This is a genomic window from Mesorhizobium sp. B3-1-8, assembly GCF_006439495.1.
GTDB lineage: Bacteria > Pseudomonadota > Alphaproteobacteria > Rhizobiales > Rhizobiaceae > Mesorhizobium.
This window is the reverse complement of the sequence record NZ_VFTK01000018.1, coordinates 55746-72621: the sequence shown is the minus strand read 5'-3', so window position 1 is coordinate 72621 and position 16876 is coordinate 55746. Positions and strand designations below refer to the sequence as shown.

18 protein-coding genes are annotated in these 16876 nt (G+C 61.9%); 13 read left to right on the top strand and 5 right to left on the bottom strand.

The window, feature by feature from the left end:
- Nucleotides 1-43 precede the first annotated feature (43 nt).
- Nucleotides 44-3067 (top strand): DUF3987 domain-containing protein, encoded by a 3024-nt coding sequence (locus tag FJ424_RS18105; RefSeq protein ID WP_140655907.1) that lies wholly within the window; start codon nucleotides 44-46, stop codon nucleotides 3065-3067.
- Nucleotides 3068-3870: 803 nt separating this feature from the next.
- Nucleotides 3871-4206 carry a hypothetical protein gene (locus tag FJ424_RS18100; protein WP_181182099.1) on the top strand — a complete coding sequence of 112 codons (336 nt, stop codon included), beginning with the start codon at nucleotides 3871-3873 and terminating at the stop codon, nucleotides 4204-4206.
- Nucleotides 4207-4677: 471 nt separating this feature from the next.
- Here FJ424_RS18100 and FJ424_RS18095 read toward each other — a convergent pair whose 3' ends face one another.
- Nucleotides 4678-5016 (bottom strand): helix-turn-helix domain-containing protein, encoded by a 339-nt coding sequence (locus FJ424_RS18095; protein WP_140655909.1) that lies wholly within the window; start codon nucleotides 5014-5016, stop codon nucleotides 4678-4680.
- Between the two features lie 342 nt (nucleotides 5017-5358).
- Between FJ424_RS18095 and FJ424_RS18090 the strand changes: the two genes are divergently transcribed.
- On the top strand, nucleotides 5359-5595 hold the full coding sequence (locus FJ424_RS18090; protein WP_140655912.1) for a hypothetical protein: 237 nt from the start codon (nucleotides 5359-5361) through the stop codon (nucleotides 5593-5595).
- 1034 nt (nucleotides 5596-6629) lie between these two features.
- Nucleotides 6630-9059 carry a hypothetical protein gene (locus FJ424_RS18085; RefSeq protein WP_140655915.1) on the top strand — a complete coding sequence of 810 codons (2430 nt, stop codon included), beginning with the start codon at nucleotides 6630-6632 and terminating at the stop codon, nucleotides 9057-9059.
- A 65-nt stretch (nucleotides 9060-9124) separates the two neighbouring features.
- Here the strand turns inward: FJ424_RS18085 and FJ424_RS18080 are convergent, their stop codons facing one another.
- A complete protein-coding gene (locus tag FJ424_RS18080; protein ID WP_140655918.1) occupies nucleotides 9125-9526 on the bottom strand; it encodes a hypothetical protein in 402 nt (133 codons plus the stop codon).
- A 339-nt stretch (nucleotides 9527-9865) separates the two neighbouring features.
- On the opposite strand from FJ424_RS18080, the gene FJ424_RS34365 reads away from it, so the two are divergent.
- From FJ424_RS34365 to FJ424_RS18065, 3 genes are all read left to right on the top strand, one after another.
- Entirely contained in the window at nucleotides 9866-10786 is a 921-nt protein-coding gene (locus tag FJ424_RS34365; protein ID WP_281405438.1) for a hypothetical protein, read from the top strand.
- Nucleotides 10783-10992 carry a hypothetical protein gene (locus tag FJ424_RS18070; RefSeq protein ID WP_140655921.1) on the top strand — a complete coding sequence of 70 codons (210 nt, stop codon included), beginning with the start codon at nucleotides 10783-10785 and terminating at the stop codon, nucleotides 10990-10992. The genes FJ424_RS34365 and FJ424_RS18070 overlap by 4 nt, the downstream gene beginning before the upstream one ends.
- 1062 nt (nucleotides 10993-12054) lie before the next feature.
- Complete coding sequence (locus FJ424_RS18065; protein WP_140655924.1) at nucleotides 12055-12486, top strand: MucR family transcriptional regulator; 432 nt, start codon at nucleotides 12055-12057, stop codon at nucleotides 12484-12486.
- A 244-nt stretch (nucleotides 12487-12730) separates the two neighbouring features.
- Here FJ424_RS18065 and FJ424_RS18060 read toward each other — a convergent pair whose 3' ends face one another.
- On the bottom strand, nucleotides 12731-13048 hold the full coding sequence (locus FJ424_RS18060; protein ID WP_140655926.1) for a hypothetical protein: 318 nt from the start codon (nucleotides 13046-13048) through the stop codon (nucleotides 12731-12733).
- A 100-nt stretch (nucleotides 13049-13148) separates the two neighbouring features.
- Between FJ424_RS18060 and FJ424_RS18055 the strand changes: the two genes are divergently transcribed.
- From FJ424_RS18055 to FJ424_RS18030, 6 genes are read left to right on the top strand one after another with little or no spacing between them, the layout of a single operon-like run.
- Complete coding sequence (locus FJ424_RS18055) at nucleotides 13149-13739, top strand: hypothetical protein (protein WP_140655928.1); 591 nt, start codon at nucleotides 13149-13151, stop codon at nucleotides 13737-13739.
- Between the two features lie 13 nt (nucleotides 13740-13752).
- The gene (locus FJ424_RS18050) at nucleotides 13753-14016 is read left to right on the top strand and encodes a hypothetical protein (RefSeq protein WP_140655930.1); all 264 of its coding nucleotides are present in this window, start codon (nucleotides 13753-13755) and stop codon (nucleotides 14014-14016) included.
- 9 nt (nucleotides 14017-14025) lie between these two features.
- A complete protein-coding gene (locus FJ424_RS18045) occupies nucleotides 14026-14718 on the top strand; it encodes an SOS response-associated peptidase (protein ID WP_140655932.1) in 693 nt (230 codons plus the stop codon).
- Nucleotides 14715-14894: a hypothetical protein gene (locus FJ424_RS18040; protein ID WP_140655935.1), complete on the top strand. Its 180-nt coding sequence runs from the start codon at nucleotides 14715-14717 to the stop codon at nucleotides 14892-14894. Before FJ424_RS18045 ends, FJ424_RS18040 begins: the two co-directional genes overlap by 4 nt.
- An 11-nt stretch (nucleotides 14895-14905) precedes the next feature.
- On the top strand, nucleotides 14906-15199 hold the full coding sequence (locus FJ424_RS18035) for a hypothetical protein (protein WP_140655938.1): 294 nt from the start codon (nucleotides 14906-14908) through the stop codon (nucleotides 15197-15199).
- Nucleotides 15196-15441: a hypothetical protein gene (locus FJ424_RS18030; RefSeq protein ID WP_140655940.1), complete on the top strand. Its 246-nt coding sequence runs from the start codon at nucleotides 15196-15198 to the stop codon at nucleotides 15439-15441. The genes FJ424_RS18035 and FJ424_RS18030 overlap by 4 nt, the downstream gene beginning before the upstream one ends.
- Here the strand turns inward: FJ424_RS18030 and FJ424_RS18025 are convergent.
- Together FJ424_RS18025 and FJ424_RS18020 are read right to left on the bottom strand one after the other, a co-directional pair.
- Nucleotides 15438-15782, bottom strand: coding sequence for a hypothetical protein (locus FJ424_RS18025; RefSeq protein ID WP_140655943.1), 345 nt, complete (start codon nucleotides 15780-15782; stop codon nucleotides 15438-15440). The two genes, FJ424_RS18030 and FJ424_RS18025, sit on opposite strands and share 4 nt — an antisense overlap.
- Nucleotides 15783-15896: 114 nt before the next feature.
- A complete protein-coding gene (locus FJ424_RS18020) occupies nucleotides 15897-16751 on the bottom strand; it encodes an ATP-dependent DNA ligase (protein WP_140655946.1) in 855 nt (284 codons plus the stop codon).
- Nucleotides 16752-16876 lie beyond the last annotated feature (125 nt).

Below are 16876 nucleotides of genomic sequence, written 5' to 3'. Positions count from 1 at the left end.
GCCGGCCGCGTCTGGACACGCAAGCCGGCGAGAAGGTCGAATAATGGATACTGGTAACATACTACCTCACAACGACGTTGACAAGTTCCATCAGTACCTTGCGTCGATTAAGCCCGCCGAGTTTCCGGTAGTAGTCCCGCCAAGGATATACGTCTCGCACTTTGACGAGACCGCGGATGCGATGGTGGCCGGCGGCTACCTGTCGCTTCTTCGCCCATGCATACCGAGTGGCAAGGTGCCAGGTGAACTCACCGGCGGCCGCTGGGAAGCGATGTCCAACTGGCCAAACCGGACGCCCGCCGAAGCTGATATCGCCGCATGGCGCCTTTGGCCGGATGCGGGCGTTTGTCTTGTTACAGGCACTGTCGCGGCGATCGACATCGACATTAAGATTGGCTCCGAAGAAACCGGGCAGGAGGCTGACCGCGGCCGCGCCCTGGTCGTTGCAATCAAGCGCCTGACCTCAGAAGCTCTTGGCGTGCCTGTCGATCGATTGCCGATGCGGTGGCGCGACAATTCGACGAGTTGCATGGTTCTAATGAAGCTCTCCGCGCCGCTCGGCAAAAAACAGCTGCCACTGATCGACGCTGCAACAGGCCGAAAATTCGCGATCGAGTTTCTCGCAAAGGGCCAACAGGTCGTCATCGCAGGAGTGCATGAGTCCGGCGCCCGCGTTCAGTCATCGCTGCCGAATGTCCCGCTCGACGAGTTACCAATCTTGGAGAGCGCGAAGCGGGACGCGCTTTTTTCGGCCATCGCTGAGGCTGCGGGACAATTGGGTTTCAATCCTGGGTCATTTGCGACAAGCGCCACTCGCGAGCACAAACCGCCCTACGTGCCTTCGGTTGCCGTGCTCCGGGAGGTTATGGCGCGCCGCGCCGAATGGGTGCCCTCCGTGCTCCCTTGCTCGCCAAGCGCCGACCGGGAGTGGCGGATTTCCTCCGCTGAGCTCGATCGCGATCTCGAGGAAGCCCTCGTGATTTTCCCAGATGGCATTCGGGACCACGGGGCCGAGAGGGGCCACACGCCGGCATCGCTGATCCGCGAATTCGGATCGATCGACGACACCGGTGAGATCAGCTTTGGCGGTTCGCCGGCCTATGGGCGCGAGGGCCAAGCGAACTTTGCTGTTGTCGCCGAGCCAGATGCAGCGGTCCGGCGCCCGACAGAAGCCGAGGCGATGACGTGGCTTTGCCGGAAACTGGCAGGCGATCAGTTTCCGGCGTTTTCTGCTGATGCGACCTGGTCGGCCTGTCAGCCGCTGTTGGCGCGGGCGGTCGGCTTGGACTGGTGCGACTTGGCCGTGGCGCGATGGTTTGACCACACGGCCGGCGAGGAACCGTCGAGCTGGTCGGCGGACAAACTGAAGTCTGCTGCCAACTATCTCGCGGCATTGCGAGCCGTTGATCCTGGCGCTTTCGATCGAATCGTTTTCGCTCGAGACCTGAAGGGGTGCACCGTCGACTTGGAGGACCTCGCCCGCGATCACCGGGCAGCTGTTGCTTCGGGCCGAATATCGGCGGCAGCGCCCTCCGCAGTTCTTGCCGACGATTCGCCGGAGCCGTTCGATATCTTTGCTCAGGACGACCCTGCCGAGTTGTCGACGCTACCTCCAAACTGTTTGCCGGAAATGCTTCTGCGATGGGTGCGGAGTGAGAGCCGGCGCAAGGGCGCACCGGAGAGCTTTGCAGCGCTGGCCGCCATCGCCGTCGCGTCGTCGGCGATTGGCGCTTCGCTTCGAATTCAGCCGAAGGCACTGGACACAGGCTTTGTGCAGTTTGCGTCGTTGTGGGCCGCGATCGTGGCCGAGCCCGGCCGCGGCAAGTCTCCCATAATCAGCGCAGCGGAGAAGCCGCTTCGGGATCTCGACGCCGAATGGTACGCGGCCGGCAAGGATCGCCACGACAGATGGTCTGCCGCCATGCAGGCGCACCGCAAGAAGCCAAAGGAAAATCCTGATCCTGGACCGGAACCGGTCATTCGCCGGATCGTAGTCGACGACATAACGCTCGAGCAACAGGTGCGGGTCCACTCACAGAACGCCCGCGGGTTGATACGGTGTCCTGACGAGTTGATGGGTCTGTTCGGCTCCTTGGGGCAGTACAAGAAGGGAAGTGAAGGCGATCGCAGCCAAGCACTCCGCTTGTTCGAAGGCCGACCAATTGCAGTCGACAGGGTGGGAGGCGGTTCGATCCGAGCGGACAAAGCCCTGATGGGGGTGCTCGCTGGGACGCAACCTCAGAAACTCGCCGAGATCGCGCGCAACTTGGGCGCGGACGGAATGCTTCAACGTTTCATATTCGTCATCGATGACGGCGTGGAGCGGGAAGCCGCTGACGAAGAGCCGGACCGCGAAGCAGTCGGTGCCTATATGCGCGCTATCCGCACGTTAGCGACCACCGATTTTCCATACGCCACACCGCTGCGGATGAGCCCTGAGGCGCAGCAGGTTTTTCGCGACGCGTCCGCAGCGATAGGCCGCCTTCGACACGTGCCGGGAACTTCACCAGCCTGGCGGGGCCACTTGGACAAATGGGGTCTGTTTCTGCCGCGTCTCACGCTGACCTTTCATGCACTTGAGCATGCTTTTGGCTTGGAAGGGAGCGACCTCAATTCCGAGATCAGCGTTGAGACGGTCGGGCGGGCGGTCAATTTCGCCCGGTTCCTGCTCCGCCACAGTCTTCGCCTATACCAGATGTTCTTTGCGCCCGATGTAGCCGCCGATGATGCGCGTGGCGCCGCCGGATATCTCCTCACCAAGCCTGATCTCTTGACCTTTACATGTCGGACAATTTCCGACGCGCGGAAGGATCTTAGGGACCGGCGGCGGTTGTTTGCGGCGATGGCCGAGCTCGAAACGGCCAATTGGGTGGCGGTCGACAAGCGGGACCAGGACGGCCCAGCCGCCTGGCGCGTCAATCCGAAGATCCACCAGCGGTTTGAAGCGCAAGCTGGTCGGGAAATGGCGGAGCGGGCCGGAAAGCGTAAGGCGATCGTAGCGGCTGGCGAGGCCAGAAAATGGGTCAATTCAGACAAATTGTCCGAAGGAGACGGCCATGCGAGTTGAAAGCGCGGCAAACGCGGCATGCGTACGCGAAGAGATAGTTTGCATCTCGACCTATTTTTCCCATCACTCCCTATCTGGATCATTCAAACTCTCTCTGCGCGCACAAGCCGCGATTGCCGCAGGCGCACCCAAGGGACAATTTGTCGGCAGTGCGGGGCTAGGCCGCTTGGGGCGGCTCTATCGTCGGATACCTCAACAGCGCGTAACCGGGGTTCGACTGTGAAGCGCGCCGGCGCGCCGAAGCGGTCGGGCGGATGGCGAGGCAGCGCGGCGCAGATCGCCGTTGGCCGCGCCTCGATCATTCGATGGAACCGCACCCGGCATTTGCAGCCGCGGTGCGAAGCCGCTCGAAAGCGTGACGGAAATCCGTGCCAAAATCTCGCGATGGCAAACGGCCGGTGCCGATGCCACGGGGGTAAGACCGGCAGAGGCAAGAATTGGCACCGCCCCGTGTGGCCGCACCGAGATTCGCCCGACGCAATGACCAAGCTCAATAGGAAGCTGAACACGCTGGAGCGCGCCGCAGCAAAACGAGCGAAGCGGATCGCCGCTATGACTACAGACCAGCGTGAGCGGTACGAGGCTTGGCTCCGGGCTCACAAGCCTGGATCCGCCGCAGCGCGCCACCGAGCAAAGGCAGAGCGCCAGCAAGCCGCCGCTGTGCGTAGGATGCTGTCGGAGCCGCGACCACGCCCGGCCCCGAGCGACGAGGCGGCAGAGTTGGAAAGGCTGATCGCCGACCGCAAAGCCGAACTCGCTCGCGCTGTTGCCAAGAAACAGACCAACGATCCAGGAGCGTTTGGATGATCACGAAAGAGAATGAAACGCCGGAGCAATTGTTTGAACGCGTGTCGCTTCGGCTGCGAACTGTGGGGCTCGAAAGTGCCGTGGAAGCCTTGATTGCGGTTTGCACCGACAAGGGATCCCCAATGCCGGCGCGGGCGACCGCCGGCGTTGCGCTGTTGCGAGCGAACGGCATGCTCGTCGACAAGGCCGAAGGCGGCAAGAAATCAAAGGCGCCGCACGAAATGACGGGCGACGAGCTCCAGGCTGCAATCGATCGGCTGAAGCGTACGGCGCGCGAAGTCCGGAACCCGTCAGCGGAGGCAGATGTGGGAGAAAGCAGCGCGTTCGACTAGGTGAAGTGCATTAGCCACGAATCCAATTTTCAAAGTCCGTAGCCCGCACTGGGGCCAGTGCTCCGGACTGCGCTCCGGGTGGCTTCGCTAACCGCTTCCTTGACGATAGGCTCGAGCGCAGCCGCTAGCCTTCGCGCAGCTTCATCCTTTTGAGCCTCTTGCTCGAAAAAGTTGGGGTGGTGAACCGAACTAATCGCCCCAAAGAAAAACAGCACGCATAGCACACAAAAAACCGCAATTATTGCTAGTGACGTTGCTATTACGATCTCTGCCAACACGGCCTCCCCGCCTGAGACTGTTGGATTTCTGGGAAAGAGGGATTGAACGTCTGCGCTCTGCCTGTGTCAAGATGTTTGGCTGGCCAACCTCAGTCCAAGTCGATCGCTACAAGCCATTCACCGGATATCACCTCGACAGCGTGGAGCAGATCAGTCGCCAGGTGATGGCCGTGCCCGTTTGCCGCCGGCCCCTTTAAGGGCGCTTTTTTAGCTTATTCTGTTTGTCATGTTGAAAATTCTGGCGCGCCAGCCAAATGCGTCGTGCGAGCACGCCAGGGTCTTCCATCTCGGATGGCGTTAGCTTGCGTCCGTCGCTGGCGCGCCTCGCGGACTTCGGCTCCTTTGTTGCCGGCGGCTTAGCCGCGCGCCTGACACTTTCCATGTAAGCCTCGAGATCGGATTCCTCGATCAAGACGGGCCGACCAGGCAAATAGGCCAACCGGCCTGTGATACGCAGCCGCTTCACCTTGGACGCGGAACACCTCAAAATCGCGGCGGCTTCGTCCTGTGTCAGTAGTTTCGTCGGCGTCATATGAAGCGCTCCGGCATGTCAGGTGGCAACGTAGCACATACAAAGTGTTTTCGCTACGGTATACCTTGTTGATCGAAGTGTTGATCCTTCGTTGATTGTCTACAACTATCAATCAACAGAGTTGACTAAGCAATAAGGTGAAAAATACTGTTGACTAAACTGGGATTTGAGGTATGGTTGCCTTGGCCCGAAAAGCCAGATGCCATTTTCAAATCGTGAATTCGTCCGGGGGCCGCTGCGTATGTCCAGCCCGAGAGGGTAAAGGCAGTGGGGGCCATGCTCTGGTCTTTTCGACCCCGGACCCATCAACCGTCGCCCGAAAAGCGGCAGAAAGAGCTGAAAATGTGTGACGTCATCGATTTTGCCACGCGTAGGTCAAATCCGACCGCGCCGAAGGTCGAAACGGAATGTGATTGGACGATTGAGAGTGCGCCGGTCGCCGGCTTTGCCGACATGGTGCAAATCACGCTCGTTGCCGATCGCAGCGCCCTTGCTGAAATCAAGGCTCACCATGAAGCGACGTGGGCAAGGCACGTTATGGGCCAGCTCGCGTCAGCAAAGGCTGAACGGGCGGGCTGAGCCGTACAGACTGGCGCCCCCGTTTCAGAGCCTGCCGCGTCTGCGCGGCAGGCTTTGCCTTTGGCGGAAAGCGCGCACCAATGCTGAGCGATTACACGCCTACGATCGATCTCTCTCCCCGTCCTGACCCCCGTGACCGAGCGGCCGTAATAGCCGTTGTCACGCTTCTCGTGACGAAGGACCGCCTTGACGAGTGCCAAGAGACCGTTCGGCTGTTCGAAGCCGCTTATGTTCGAGCGCCGAAAATAGAGTTGTGCCGATCCTGGCACGGTGAGCTCACGCAACCGCGTGCAGTGGAACTTGGCCTTTGGCATTTTTCGGTTCAGGTGCCGATGGCGCTCATGGGGCCACTCCTTCGTGCGTACGGTTACGATTTCTGACGGCCAACAGCGGGCAATTCGCCCATTTTCCGGGCTTCGCTACCAAGCCGCTACCATCAGCCGCGCCTAAGCCGTTGATATCCTTCGCGTACGAACAGTATCAATAATACTGTTGCCGCGAATTTCGAGCAGCTGGCGGCGTGAGAAAGCGACGCCCCGGCGGAGGTCGCGGAGCAAGCCGGAAGGCTGCGCGGCTATGTGCCCAGGCGCGAATGGTGGCGAGCCGGCGGGTGCCACGACCTGGCCGGCAGGGTGGGTGCCACCCCGTGGCATAGTCCCAATCGCGCGGCCGAAACCCCGGCGACCTGTCAGAGAAATTTGCAATTTTGCCGAACTTTCGGACATCCTGTCCGGCCCAACTCCTCGCCGGCGAAACTACTGAAACGCTGGTCAGTACTCTGCAAATCGGCTAAGTTGTCCAATGCCGGAACACTAGCGGAACTCGGGCAGCCGCATCGCCGCGGGCTCGCCCGTATCCTCAACCGAAACATCCTGATCGCGCATTCTCGCTGAGCACCGCTCGCGCGCGTCGATGGTTCGAATGGATGGAGTGTTCCGATGGGTGGACCTTGGGAAAAATATCAAGCGCAGCAAACGTCGGTCGGGCCTGAAGTCGTGCGCGTTGCCGGCGGCAAAGGCCCTCGATTTCTTGGGATGCCTGTGCCGACGGCGGCGCCAGCAATCGACCCCTGGGCCGGCTTCCCCGATGCCACAGCCAGCGACATCCCGCCAGGCTTTCACGTTGTGGCGCATGCCACGCCCGCCGATGGGCCCTGGACCAAATACCAGACGCAGGCCCCGAGCGGCGCGCAGTCGACGATGCCCGAACTGGAAGATGCGTTGCGGAACGCCGACGCCGCAGGCGACACTGCGGCGGCGCAACAGCTTGCCGACGAGATTGTTCGAAGGCGAAGCACGCAGGCCGGCGGCAACGTATTCGATCAAATCGACGCACCCCCCAGCAAGCCGCGCTTTGCCGGAACGCCGGCCAAGACCGACCCGTGGGCCGCCTTCCCTGACGCGTCAGCCGCCGCGCCGGCGGTTCACAAGCCTCCGTCGCCAGACGACGAGAAGATTTTGAACGTGCTTCGTCAGAGCATGGGTCTGCCGCCCGAGAGGGTGACGAGCGAGCCGCCAATGTCCACGGCGGCCGACACCGGCCTGTCGTTCGCCTCCGGCGTGCCGCGCGGCCTCGTCGAAACCGCCATGTTCCCGGTGACGCTTAGCCGCATGGTCGAGGGCGCCGGAAACTACCTCTACAATAAGGCCGAGAACGGCGTCCGCTATGCCATCGGCGCCGAACCGCTGTCCGAAGCAGAATTGGCCCGCCGAGCCGAGCCGATGGGCGTCAACGGGTATCTCTACGGCGCCCAAGACCGCACGCGCGAGATCATGGACGCCGTGCTGCACAAGCCCGAGACGACGACCGGCAAGTACGCGGGAACCATTGGCGAATTCGTCGCGCCCGGCGGCATCCCGAGCAGGGCCGCACGCACGGCAACGACCGGCCGAGAGATCGTGCAGCGGGTCGCAGAGGATCTTGCTGGCAACGTGCTCGCGCCAGCGGTGACTTCCGAAGCCGCCGGCCAAGCCACCGAAGACACGCAATACGAAGGGCTGTCCCGCTTTCTTGGTGCGCTGTTCGGCAACACGGCGACGGCCGCGGGCCGCGCCTACAACGCGCCGGAAAGCGTGGTGCGCCGAGCAACCAGCGAAATGACCGATGCCGATTGGCGGCGCGCCCTTGGTCTTCAGGACAATTCGACTGGCATCAGGCTGACCGGGCCGGAGGCAATCGCCCAAGCGACGGGCGGCGGCAGCGCCTTGCCGAATTTGCTGCGCGTCGTCGAGGGCTCCGTTGATGGCCGCGCGAGAACAGGACAGTTCTTCGCGCAGCGCCCCGCACAGATCGACACCGCCGTTGGCAACGTGCTCGACCAGATCGCCCCACAGCACCCGCAGCCGTCCACGCTTGGGCCTCGAGCTGCCGAAGCCGCTGGCAGTGTCGTCGACAACGTGCGCCAAGGCATCAACGCCCAAACGCGCCCGCTGTATCAGGCGGCGCAGCATCAGCAGATCCCGCAGGCGGAGTTTGCGCCGATTGCCGCGGACCCGCGCTTCGTCGCCGGCCTGGCGCGCCTGCGCGGCAACGCCGAATTGGCACCGGACTACGCCGGCATGGCGGACAATTCGGTAGGCGTGATCGACGCAGTGACGAAGGACATGGCAGCGCGCGGCGAGGCGCTGCGCAACACGGCTAATCCGCTCTACGGCCCCGAGCTCGCGGCCAGGAGCACGGCCGGCGCCGCTGGAGCCCGCAACATCGCCACCAACCAGTCGCCCGAATATGCGCAGGCGCTGGCCGAGCAGGAGCGGCTGCGCCGCGCCGTGCTCAATCCGCTCGATCAGGGTCCGGTTGGGCGTGTGGCAGCGGCAAAGGACACGGCCGGCGCGGGCAGCGCGATATTGCCGCAGAATCCGCTCACAGGGTCATCAGGTGAGGCAGCGGACGCGTCACGCCGATTGATGACGGAGGATCCGGCCACGACAACAGCGCTCGTGCGCCAGAACCTTGGCGACCGCTACGCCAAAGCCTCGACCGAAACTCAGGAAGGCGTTCGCGATTTCGCCGGCGCCAAGTTCCACAAGGACGTAGCCGGCAACGACGTGCGCCAGGAAGTGCTCGACGCCGTCCTGCGGGAGACGTCGCCGCAGGCTGCAGCTTCGATGCCTGAATTGCTCGACGTGCTTCAAGCGACCGGCCGACGCAAGCCGATCGGCAGCGCGACGGAATTCAACCGTTCGATGAATGCCGACCTGGCCGGCGCGGCATCGCCTACTGGCCTTGCAGTCGGCCTCGCCCGGTCGTTGGGTTCGTCAATTACGCGGGTTGGCGACATCGCCAAGCGCGCGGCACTTCGCGGCAACCTCAGGACGCTGGCGGACATGTTCATCGATCCGCATTCGGTCGAGCTTATCCGCAACGCGAACTATCGCCGCGGAAGCATCGGCTTGGGCGAGGCTCTGGACCGCACCGCGGTCGAGGCTGGCGGCACGTATTTCGAGCCGGCAGGCAAGCGTTAGGTGGCGGTGGGCCGGACTTGTTACCAATGCGGGCGATGCAGTCATCCAACGGCGGCCCGTAACGATTAGGGATAATTGTTCTTCTTTGGCGTCGGCGGCGTGGGTTTTTGAAAGACGATCCCGCATTTCTTGACGGTCGAAGCGTCTTCGATCGCCTGCATCTCCCCCTTCAGCCGAGCCACTTCGGCTGCGGAGGCGCCATCGCCGTTTGCGAAGAAAAGAGCGGGCCAGAACACAATCACTCCAACCGCAACAACGGCTGCGTCTTGGCCAGCCTTCTTATTTTGGACGCCGGCTGCCTCAGTCGCGCGCCTCGAAATATTAGTTGCCTCTAATGCAAGTTGTTCGCACGTCAAATTTTCATAAAGAATTGGCGAAACATAGCTGGCTTGGATTTTTTCCGGCGGCGTAGCACAACCGGCAAGCGATACTGCAGCGCATAGCGCCGCGACATAGCAATTCTTCATCCCCCACGCCCCTCCCACAAGGCAAGGTTGGATCATGCACATTGGATTTCGACATGCAAGTCGTCACATTCCACTTTCAGATGCCTTATCCCGGTGTTATTATTGAAATGCTTGCAAAAAAGCAGAACTCGAGCATCTGCATCACCGCCCCGGCCTCCGGGGCAAAGATCAACCACTTTCCCTCTTTGATCTCAGCATTGATCAAGCGCCACGCTGGCGCGTTTGGGAAAGTGCAGTTGCGCGTGATGCAAAATGCCCTCTCCTTCGAAGCCTCAGGCCACGTTCTCGTACGTATCCTGGCAACAGTCTCAACAGAACGCACCTTTCCCCGGTTCGAATATGGATGCCGACCTGGCCGAGCTCAGGCGAGCAGCCAGCGACACGATCGACGCCCTCGCCGATGTTAGGCGCGCCGACGGCGCGCTGCCGAACCAGAAGGTGACGGTCGACAGCCTGGCGCCCAATGTGCTCGCGCTGCTGCGCGGCGACGGCCCGACAGGCCCCACCGGGCCGTCCGGCGCTGATTCCACTGTCCCCGGTCCGACCGGACCGACCGGGCCTGCCGGCGCGACAGGTCCGACGGGCGTGGGCGCGACTGGCCCGACCGGGCCTGCCGGCGCCACTGGGCCTGCCGGGGCCACAGGCGCAACAGGTCCGACCGGTGTCGGAGCGACCGGCCCCACGGGGCCGACCGGCATTACCGGCGCCACGGGACCGGCTGGAGCAACGGGAGCGACCGGCCCCGCCGGCGGCCCGACGGGCGCCACCGGGCCAGCCGGAGCGACGGGACCGGCCGGCGCTACGGGTGTGACGGGAGCGGTCGGCCCGACAGGACCAACGGGCGTGACAGGACTCACAGGTGCCACGGGGCCGACTGGCGTGGCCGGGGCCACAGGGGCCACAGGCGCTACCGGTGCCACGGGTCCGAGCGGCAGTCCCTTGCCTCGGATTGGCGGCACCACGAGCTCGGCCACGCCAACCCCTGACGCCGCCACTCAGGACCAGTACAATCTAACTGCCCAGGCTGCGGGAGCGACCTTCGGCGCGCCGACGGGATCGCCGGCAAACGGGCAGAAGTTGATCATCCGCATCAAGGACAACGGGACGGCGAGATCGCTGGCTTTCAACGCGATCTACCGCGCCGGCGCAGACGTTGCGCTGCCGACCACAACGGTAATCAGCAAGACCTTGTATCTCGGCTTCGTCTACAATGCTGCCGATACCAAGTGGGACTTGGTCGCCAAGGTGAACAACATATGATCGCCGCCGGGATCGTCTTCGTCGGCGCTCGGCCTGTGCGTTTCGTTCTTGGCGACACTTCGACTTTCAGCCGGCACGTCCAGCCCGGTGAAAGTCTGCTCATCACCAGCGATGACATCTACACGGACGGCCTTCCCGACCCCGAAAAGGCGCAGCGGGTTCTCGACGCGGCCCTGTCCACAAGGCTGAGGGTGATCCTGTGGTAGACACCGTCGTATTCATCACATCCGGGACCAGCTTCCCAATCCCGGCAGACTGGAGTTCGGTCAATACAATCGCCGCGATCGGCGCAGGCGGTTCTGGGGGCTCCGGCTTCACCACGTCGTCTGCCGCCAAGATCGGCTGCGGCGGGGGCGGGGGCGGGTTCTCGTCCGTCTCTAATCTGTCCCTGTCGGGTTCTGTCACTATTCAAGTCGGCGCTGGCGGCGCTGCGAAGACGGGTGTCGGCGCGGGCAACACTGGCGGCGATACGTGGTTTAACGGGGCCTCGCTTGCCGCGAGTAGTGTTGGCGCGAAGGGGGGCGCGGGCGGCGCCGGCGCGATCACCAACGCAGCGCAGGACGGCGGCTCTGGCGGAGATGCCGCAAGCGGGATCGGCACTACGAAATTTTCAGGCGGCAACGGTGGATCTGTCACGTCGGCACCGGGCACAGGCCGTACTTGCACCGGCGGCGGAGGCGCAGCCGGGCCGAATGGCAATGGCGTAAACGCTGGAAATCTCACAACCAACTCCACCTTTAGCGCCGGAGGAAATGGCGACAACGGATCGGGCGGCGCCGGCGGCGCAGCATCGACCGGAAACAGCGGAGGGACTGGGGCGGAATACACAGCTACGGCCGGCGGTACGGCAGGATCGGGCGGCGGGTCCGGCGGAAACGATGCGTCAGGTGGCGGCGGCCCGTCCGGTTCCGGCGGATTGTATGGTGGCGGCTCAGGCGGCGTCGCCGGGAGTACGGATTCGGGCTCTGGGGCCGGCGGGGGTGGGCTTATCGTTATCGCCTACACCCCGGCGTCGAATGCCGGCGGAATGTTTTTGGTTTTCTAGCCTACCAGACGCGGCAGGCTATCAGACACAAGACGCCGAGACAAAGCCACAGAATCGATCGGACTTCGGCCAAGTCTCTGACCATCGGATTTCCGTCAATCTTCTTGGGCTTCTACCCACCGATGCTTGTTCAAGTTTGCCTCCGCTTAAGGAAAGACAGCTGGCAATTCTTAAAAATGTAGCTAAGAAGACAGGCAGATGTTAGCCGCGAACTGGAGTTTTTATGTCAAAAGAGAATAGCGCCTTGATTGAGCTCACCGCAGACATCGTTTCGGCCTACGTGAGTGCAAATCCAGTACCCGTCGCTGGCTTGCCGGATCTCATTGCGAGCGTGAACGCCGCGCTTTCCGGCGTTGGTCAGCCACCAGTCGAGCCCCAAGCTGAACCAGCAGTTAATCCGAAGCGGTCTGTCACTCCGGACTTCATTATTAGCCTCGAAGACGGTCGAAAATTCAAGTCGATGAAGCGTTATCTTGGCTTGTTGGGAATGACGCCCGACGAATACCGGGCCAAATGGGGTTTGGCGCATGATTACCCTATGGTGGCGCCTAACTACGCGGCGCAACGATCGGCGCTGGCGAAGGCGAGCGGACTCGGCCGGAAGGCAACGGCAAAGCCGGCGAAGAAGGCCCCGCCCAAGCGGCCCGCAAAGTGAGGACACTCGGCCGTGCGCTGTGTCACATCCTGGGCGGCCTTTTCGTAGCCGCCGCCTTTCTTCAATGGATCACTTACGACTACCCGGACGTAAGTCCCTTTGCCTCGGCGCCATCTTTGCGCCAGGAATGCTCTCGCAATTGTTCAATTGGATACTGGTTTGTTTTCTTGCGACGACAGGCCTGACGCTGATCGCCTTTGCGCGAAGCTGGGGACAAAGGGTTTAGGTACGTGTCTGCCGCGGTCTACTCGTCCCGCCAGATCACCCGCTTCTCCCATCGGATCTGCACCAGGCGCCGATAGCGGATCGTGTGCGCCTGCTCTCCGGTTGGGTGGAATAGCTCGGCGTCCATCCATTCGCGGCTGCCGCATTTCTGACAGCGAACCTTGACCCGAACCTCATCGATCGTGACGTTGCCGATGACCTCGCGCAACTCAAGGGGCTTATAGAACCGCTTGAGGTTGCACTTGCCGCAACGGATGCCGCACGCCTGCCCGGCATCATGGGCATGCGTCAGGGTCCAGGCAGCACCGCGCGGCCACTTTTCGTGTTGTTCCGGCATATCCTGAAATGAGGAACATATTCCTGTCCAGTCAAGAGGGTCTTGACTCCAGTGTTCTCATTTTGTTCACTGTTGTCCTGACAGCCACAGGAGGCCAGTCATGGACATTATGATGGACGCCAGGGGAGCCACCCCTGAGGAAAAGCAGCGCGGTCTCGCCGCAGCACGGGCCGTGATCGAGCAATCTGGCTTGACGGCCGAGGAAGCGGCGGAAGGCTCATTCGCAGTCGAAGGCTGGGATGAAATGGGTTTCCCTCCTGATCAAGAGCCATCGGAAGACGAGTACGCCGCCGCTGAGATTTGGTGGGCGGCCAGCAATGCCGCAATCAAGGCGTGTTGCGAAGGGTGGCCGGACGAGAAGCGCATGCAGGTCAGCGGCCTACAGTTGCTGCATAATCCCGATGTGCAGCTCGCCGACCGCACCACTGCACTCCGCCGGATGCGCGCCATCATCCAGGCCGAAGACGGCAGGCACGAATATCATGACGACAGGGTCTTCTTGCTTGCTCTCGCCGCCACTGCTGAGGTTCCGGATAGTTCGGAAGCGCAGCAGCTCGTCAGCGCCGTAACGGTTGCGTATACGTCTCTGTCACTCGCGCGCTTCCACCCAGGTGAGCCTATCGAGCCAAAGCGCCAGGCGGTGCTCGACGCGATCGACGCGCTTGATGCGGGATCAGCGGCGCTCAACTGAGAAAGGTCCCTGAATGTCCACCCACGTTCTTCCGGAGCAGAGAAAGCCGAAACTGATTGTTGTGGTCGCATTTGACCGCGGCGAAGACGGAGAACTGTTTCCCATGTACGGGCCGACTGATCAGCAAAGCGAAGAGCGGGCAGTCCGGACCGCGCAAGCACTTGCGAGCAAGCATGTTGGCGTCATCGCATGGAGCCGGGATGCCGATCCGGCGCTCGGTGATTACGGTCCGCCAAACACGCTGTTTGTGAGCGGCGAAGTGCCTGACATGGAATGAGCAGCGCCAATGTGCGGACGCTACACGAGATATCTGCCCTGGTCTGAAATCCACCGGCTCTACCGACTGACTGCGCCGGCGGATGTCGGCCGCAACGACGCTCCGCGCTACAACATCGCGCCGACGGAGGAAGTCCCGTTCGTGACGGCCGGCGACGACGGCGACCATAGGCTTCGCGTCGGCCGCTGGTGGCTGGTGCCGTTCTGGGCGAAGGAAATGCCGAAGGCCGCCACCTTCAACGCGCGCATCGAGACGGTCGACACCATGCCGGCCTTTCGCGACGCCTTCAAATCGAAGCGCTGTCTCATTCCCGCCGACGGCTATTACGAGTGGACGATATCGCCGGCCGACAAGGGCAGAGATCCTTGGCACATTTTCCAGCCCGGCCACGCGCCTTTCTCCTTCGCTGGTCTGTGGGCCTACAATTCGAACCTCGACGTCACCAGCTGCACGATCATCACCGAGCCGTCCGCGGCGCCGGTAAACCAGATCCACGATCGCCAGCCGCTCATTCTCGATCCGGCCTGGTATGACGCCTGGCTCGATCCGAAGACGCCCGTCGGCGACCTGAAAGAGATCCTCAGCAATGACATGGACGGGCAATTGCAATTCCACCGGGTCGGCCGCGAGGTCAATGCCAGCGTGAAGAACAAACAGCCGAACGACTATGCAGCACTTGTCGAGCCGGTGGCACTGCTATGAGCGACGAACCGCAACGCCCCGGCGAAGCCGCCGCGCCGCGCGAGCGCGGGTCGCTCGGCCATGTCTGCGAGCATACCGGCTGTGGCAAGGATGCCGGCTGGGGCTTTGCACGGCCAAGACAGGCCTCGCACTGGTTCTGCTATGAGCACAGGGCGGAAGGCGAGCACTTTCTGTAGGAACTTGACCCATGTCCCGTCATCAATTTGTGCACGAACTGGAAAGCACCGCCGACCATATCGCAGACGCTTCTCGGGCCGATTTGCAGGTACTTTTGCGGCGGGCCGCGCTGCTGCTCAGAAACGTCGGTGGGATCAGCCTTGATCCGCGCACTGATGAAGCGATTTCCAGCTTGGCCGCTGAGATGGGCGCGGCGAAACCGGAGCTGATTGAAAGGATCGTCGGCGAATGGCTTGTCGCGAACGCTTATCTGCCGCTGCCGCGACACTTGGACGAAGAGAGCACGGTGGACGGCAACGGATGATCAGCGGACCGAGACGCGAAGGCGACTACCCCGACCGTAAGGTCGACTGTCAGGAAGCAATGGAGCCCGGGTTTCAGGCGATCGTCGATTGCATGATCGAGGCCGGCTGGACGCGTGGGGAAGTGGTGCGCTCACTGCGCCTGCTGATCGCGGCCGACAACATTACGCAGAAGGAAAACGCCAAGGTTGAGGCAGAGCTTGCCATTGCTCGGGCGGTGCTCCGGACTGGCCGCTCGCTTTAAGGGGAAAGTTGATTGCAAGCGCCGTCGATGTGTTTATCTTGTTGCTGCAGCACTGCCTTGCCCAGTACTATCCAATCACCTTCGTTGCAGCCATTGGCATTGTCCATGAATTTTCCGTCGTGATTCCAAGCCGCGTCGTTGCATGTATTTACTGTAGCGGCTATCTGGTTCGAACCCTGCACACGTCTGAACTCAGTTCTAAAAGACTCATTGGACCAACAGATACTTATCACTTTATGGCAAACTTCCCGCGCGTTTTGGCAGTGTGCCGACGCCGGGATTGTAGAATTTGCTAGCAGCACAGTTCCGAAAATCGAGCCAAATATCGCTGCCTGTTTCATTCAAATCTCCCCAAATAATATACTTTATTTCGGCCCGGCAGCATCCGTGAGTCAAGTTGTCCGTCTAATCACACGGAAATGTGATGCCCGAAACGGTGCATCAGGCTTCCGTGGTCACTCCTCGCGAAAATCCCGCAGCGACGCGTGGCGAAGCATTTCCTCGCCTTTGAGGAACTTCACCCGACCGAACAGACCAGGCTTCAGCCATTCCGCCTTTTCCTTTGCCAGGCCCTTCGGCGGCGGAGCGCCGGTCTTTCCTTGAACGCGTTCCCATAGGCGCTCTCGGATTTCGCGGTTCGTCGTGATAAAGGCGCCTCCGACATAGCGGCCCCGGTCGGCCATCAGCGCCATGGCGGGCTTACCAGCCTCTCGCTTCACGCCGATGATTTCCAGCTCACCTTCGGTGAAGCATTTGATCTTGCGCCAGTCCATCGTCGGGCCGCTGCGATAGCGGCTGAGTTTGCGCTTGGAAACCATGCCCTCGAGGCCGGCCTTGTCGACGAGATGGTAGACCGCGGCGCCGGTGCCCGGCAGTGCTTCAGAGAATTGGATCCGGCCGCCGGCGGGGATCATCTCGTGAAGGATCTCGCGGCGATCCTCGAGCGGCATGTCGCGCAGATCATGACCGTTCAGGTGCAGGAGATCGAACGCGACGAAATAGAGATCCTGCGGCCGGCTGGTGATGGCCGATCGCAGGGCGCTGAAATTGGCAAGGCCTTCTTCATTGGTGACGATGACCTCGCCTTCGATGATGAAGCTTTCCGCTTCGACCACCGCCGCCTCAGCGGCGAGCGGCCGATATTTCGCCGTCCAGTCGTGGCCGCGTCGAGTGTAGAATCGGATGCCGTCTTCGTCCTTGACGGCTTGGGTGCGAAAGCCGTCGAATTTGACTTCGTGGCTCCATTCGTTGCCTTCAGGGGGCCGATCGACCAGCTCCGGCATCATCGGAGGGATGAATTTCAGACGCACACACGACCCCAACAACGTTCGAATTTGATTCAATATGGCATGGCCGGTTCCGTTCCGTTAGCGATTGCTGAAAAAGCAAAGCGGAACATTCGTCGGGGCTCGCAGGTTCTTTAGCGAAGAGGAAC

Coding starts and splice junctions, on each gene's coding strand:
- FJ424_RS18105 (WP_140655907.1), top strand. CDS start 44: ATGGATACTGGTAACATACTACCTCACAACGACGTTGACAAGTTCCAT.
- FJ424_RS18100 (WP_181182099.1), top strand. CDS start 3,871: ATGATCACGAAAGAGAATGAAACGCCGGAGCAATTGTTTGAACGCGTG.
- FJ424_RS18095 (WP_140655909.1), bottom strand. CDS start 5,016: ATGACGCCGACGAAACTACTGACACAGGACGAAGCCGCCGCGATTTTG.
- FJ424_RS18090 (WP_140655912.1), top strand. CDS start 5,359: ATGTGTGACGTCATCGATTTTGCCACGCGTAGGTCAAATCCGACCGCG.
- FJ424_RS18085 (WP_140655915.1), top strand. CDS start 6,630: ATGCCTGTGCCGACGGCGGCGCCAGCAATCGACCCCTGGGCCGGCTTC.
- FJ424_RS18080 (WP_140655918.1), bottom strand. CDS start 9,526: ATGAAGAATTGCTATGTCGCGGCGCTATGCGCTGCAGTATCGCTTGCC.
- FJ424_RS34365 (WP_281405438.1), top strand. CDS start 9,866: ATGGATGCCGACCTGGCCGAGCTCAGGCGAGCAGCCAGCGACACGATC.
- FJ424_RS18070 (WP_140655921.1), top strand. CDS start 10,783: ATGATCGCCGCCGGGATCGTCTTCGTCGGCGCTCGGCCTGTGCGTTTC.
- FJ424_RS18065 (WP_140655924.1), top strand. CDS start 12,055: ATGTCAAAAGAGAATAGCGCCTTGATTGAGCTCACCGCAGACATCGTT.
- FJ424_RS18060 (WP_140655926.1), bottom strand. CDS start 13,048: ATGCCGGAACAACACGAAAAGTGGCCGCGCGGTGCTGCCTGGACCCTG.
- FJ424_RS18055 (WP_140655928.1), top strand. CDS start 13,149: ATGGACATTATGATGGACGCCAGGGGAGCCACCCCTGAGGAAAAGCAG.
- FJ424_RS18050 (WP_140655930.1), top strand. CDS start 13,753: ATGTCCACCCACGTTCTTCCGGAGCAGAGAAAGCCGAAACTGATTGTT.
- FJ424_RS18045 (WP_140655932.1), top strand. CDS start 14,026: ATGTGCGGACGCTACACGAGATATCTGCCCTGGTCTGAAATCCACCGG.
- FJ424_RS18040 (WP_140655935.1), top strand. CDS start 14,715: ATGAGCGACGAACCGCAACGCCCCGGCGAAGCCGCCGCGCCGCGCGAG.
- FJ424_RS18035 (WP_140655938.1), top strand. CDS start 14,906: ATGTCCCGTCATCAATTTGTGCACGAACTGGAAAGCACCGCCGACCAT.
- FJ424_RS18030 (WP_140655940.1), top strand. CDS start 15,196: ATGATCAGCGGACCGAGACGCGAAGGCGACTACCCCGACCGTAAGGTC.
- FJ424_RS18025 (WP_140655943.1), bottom strand. CDS start 15,782: ATGAAACAGGCAGCGATATTTGGCTCGATTTTCGGAACTGTGCTGCTA.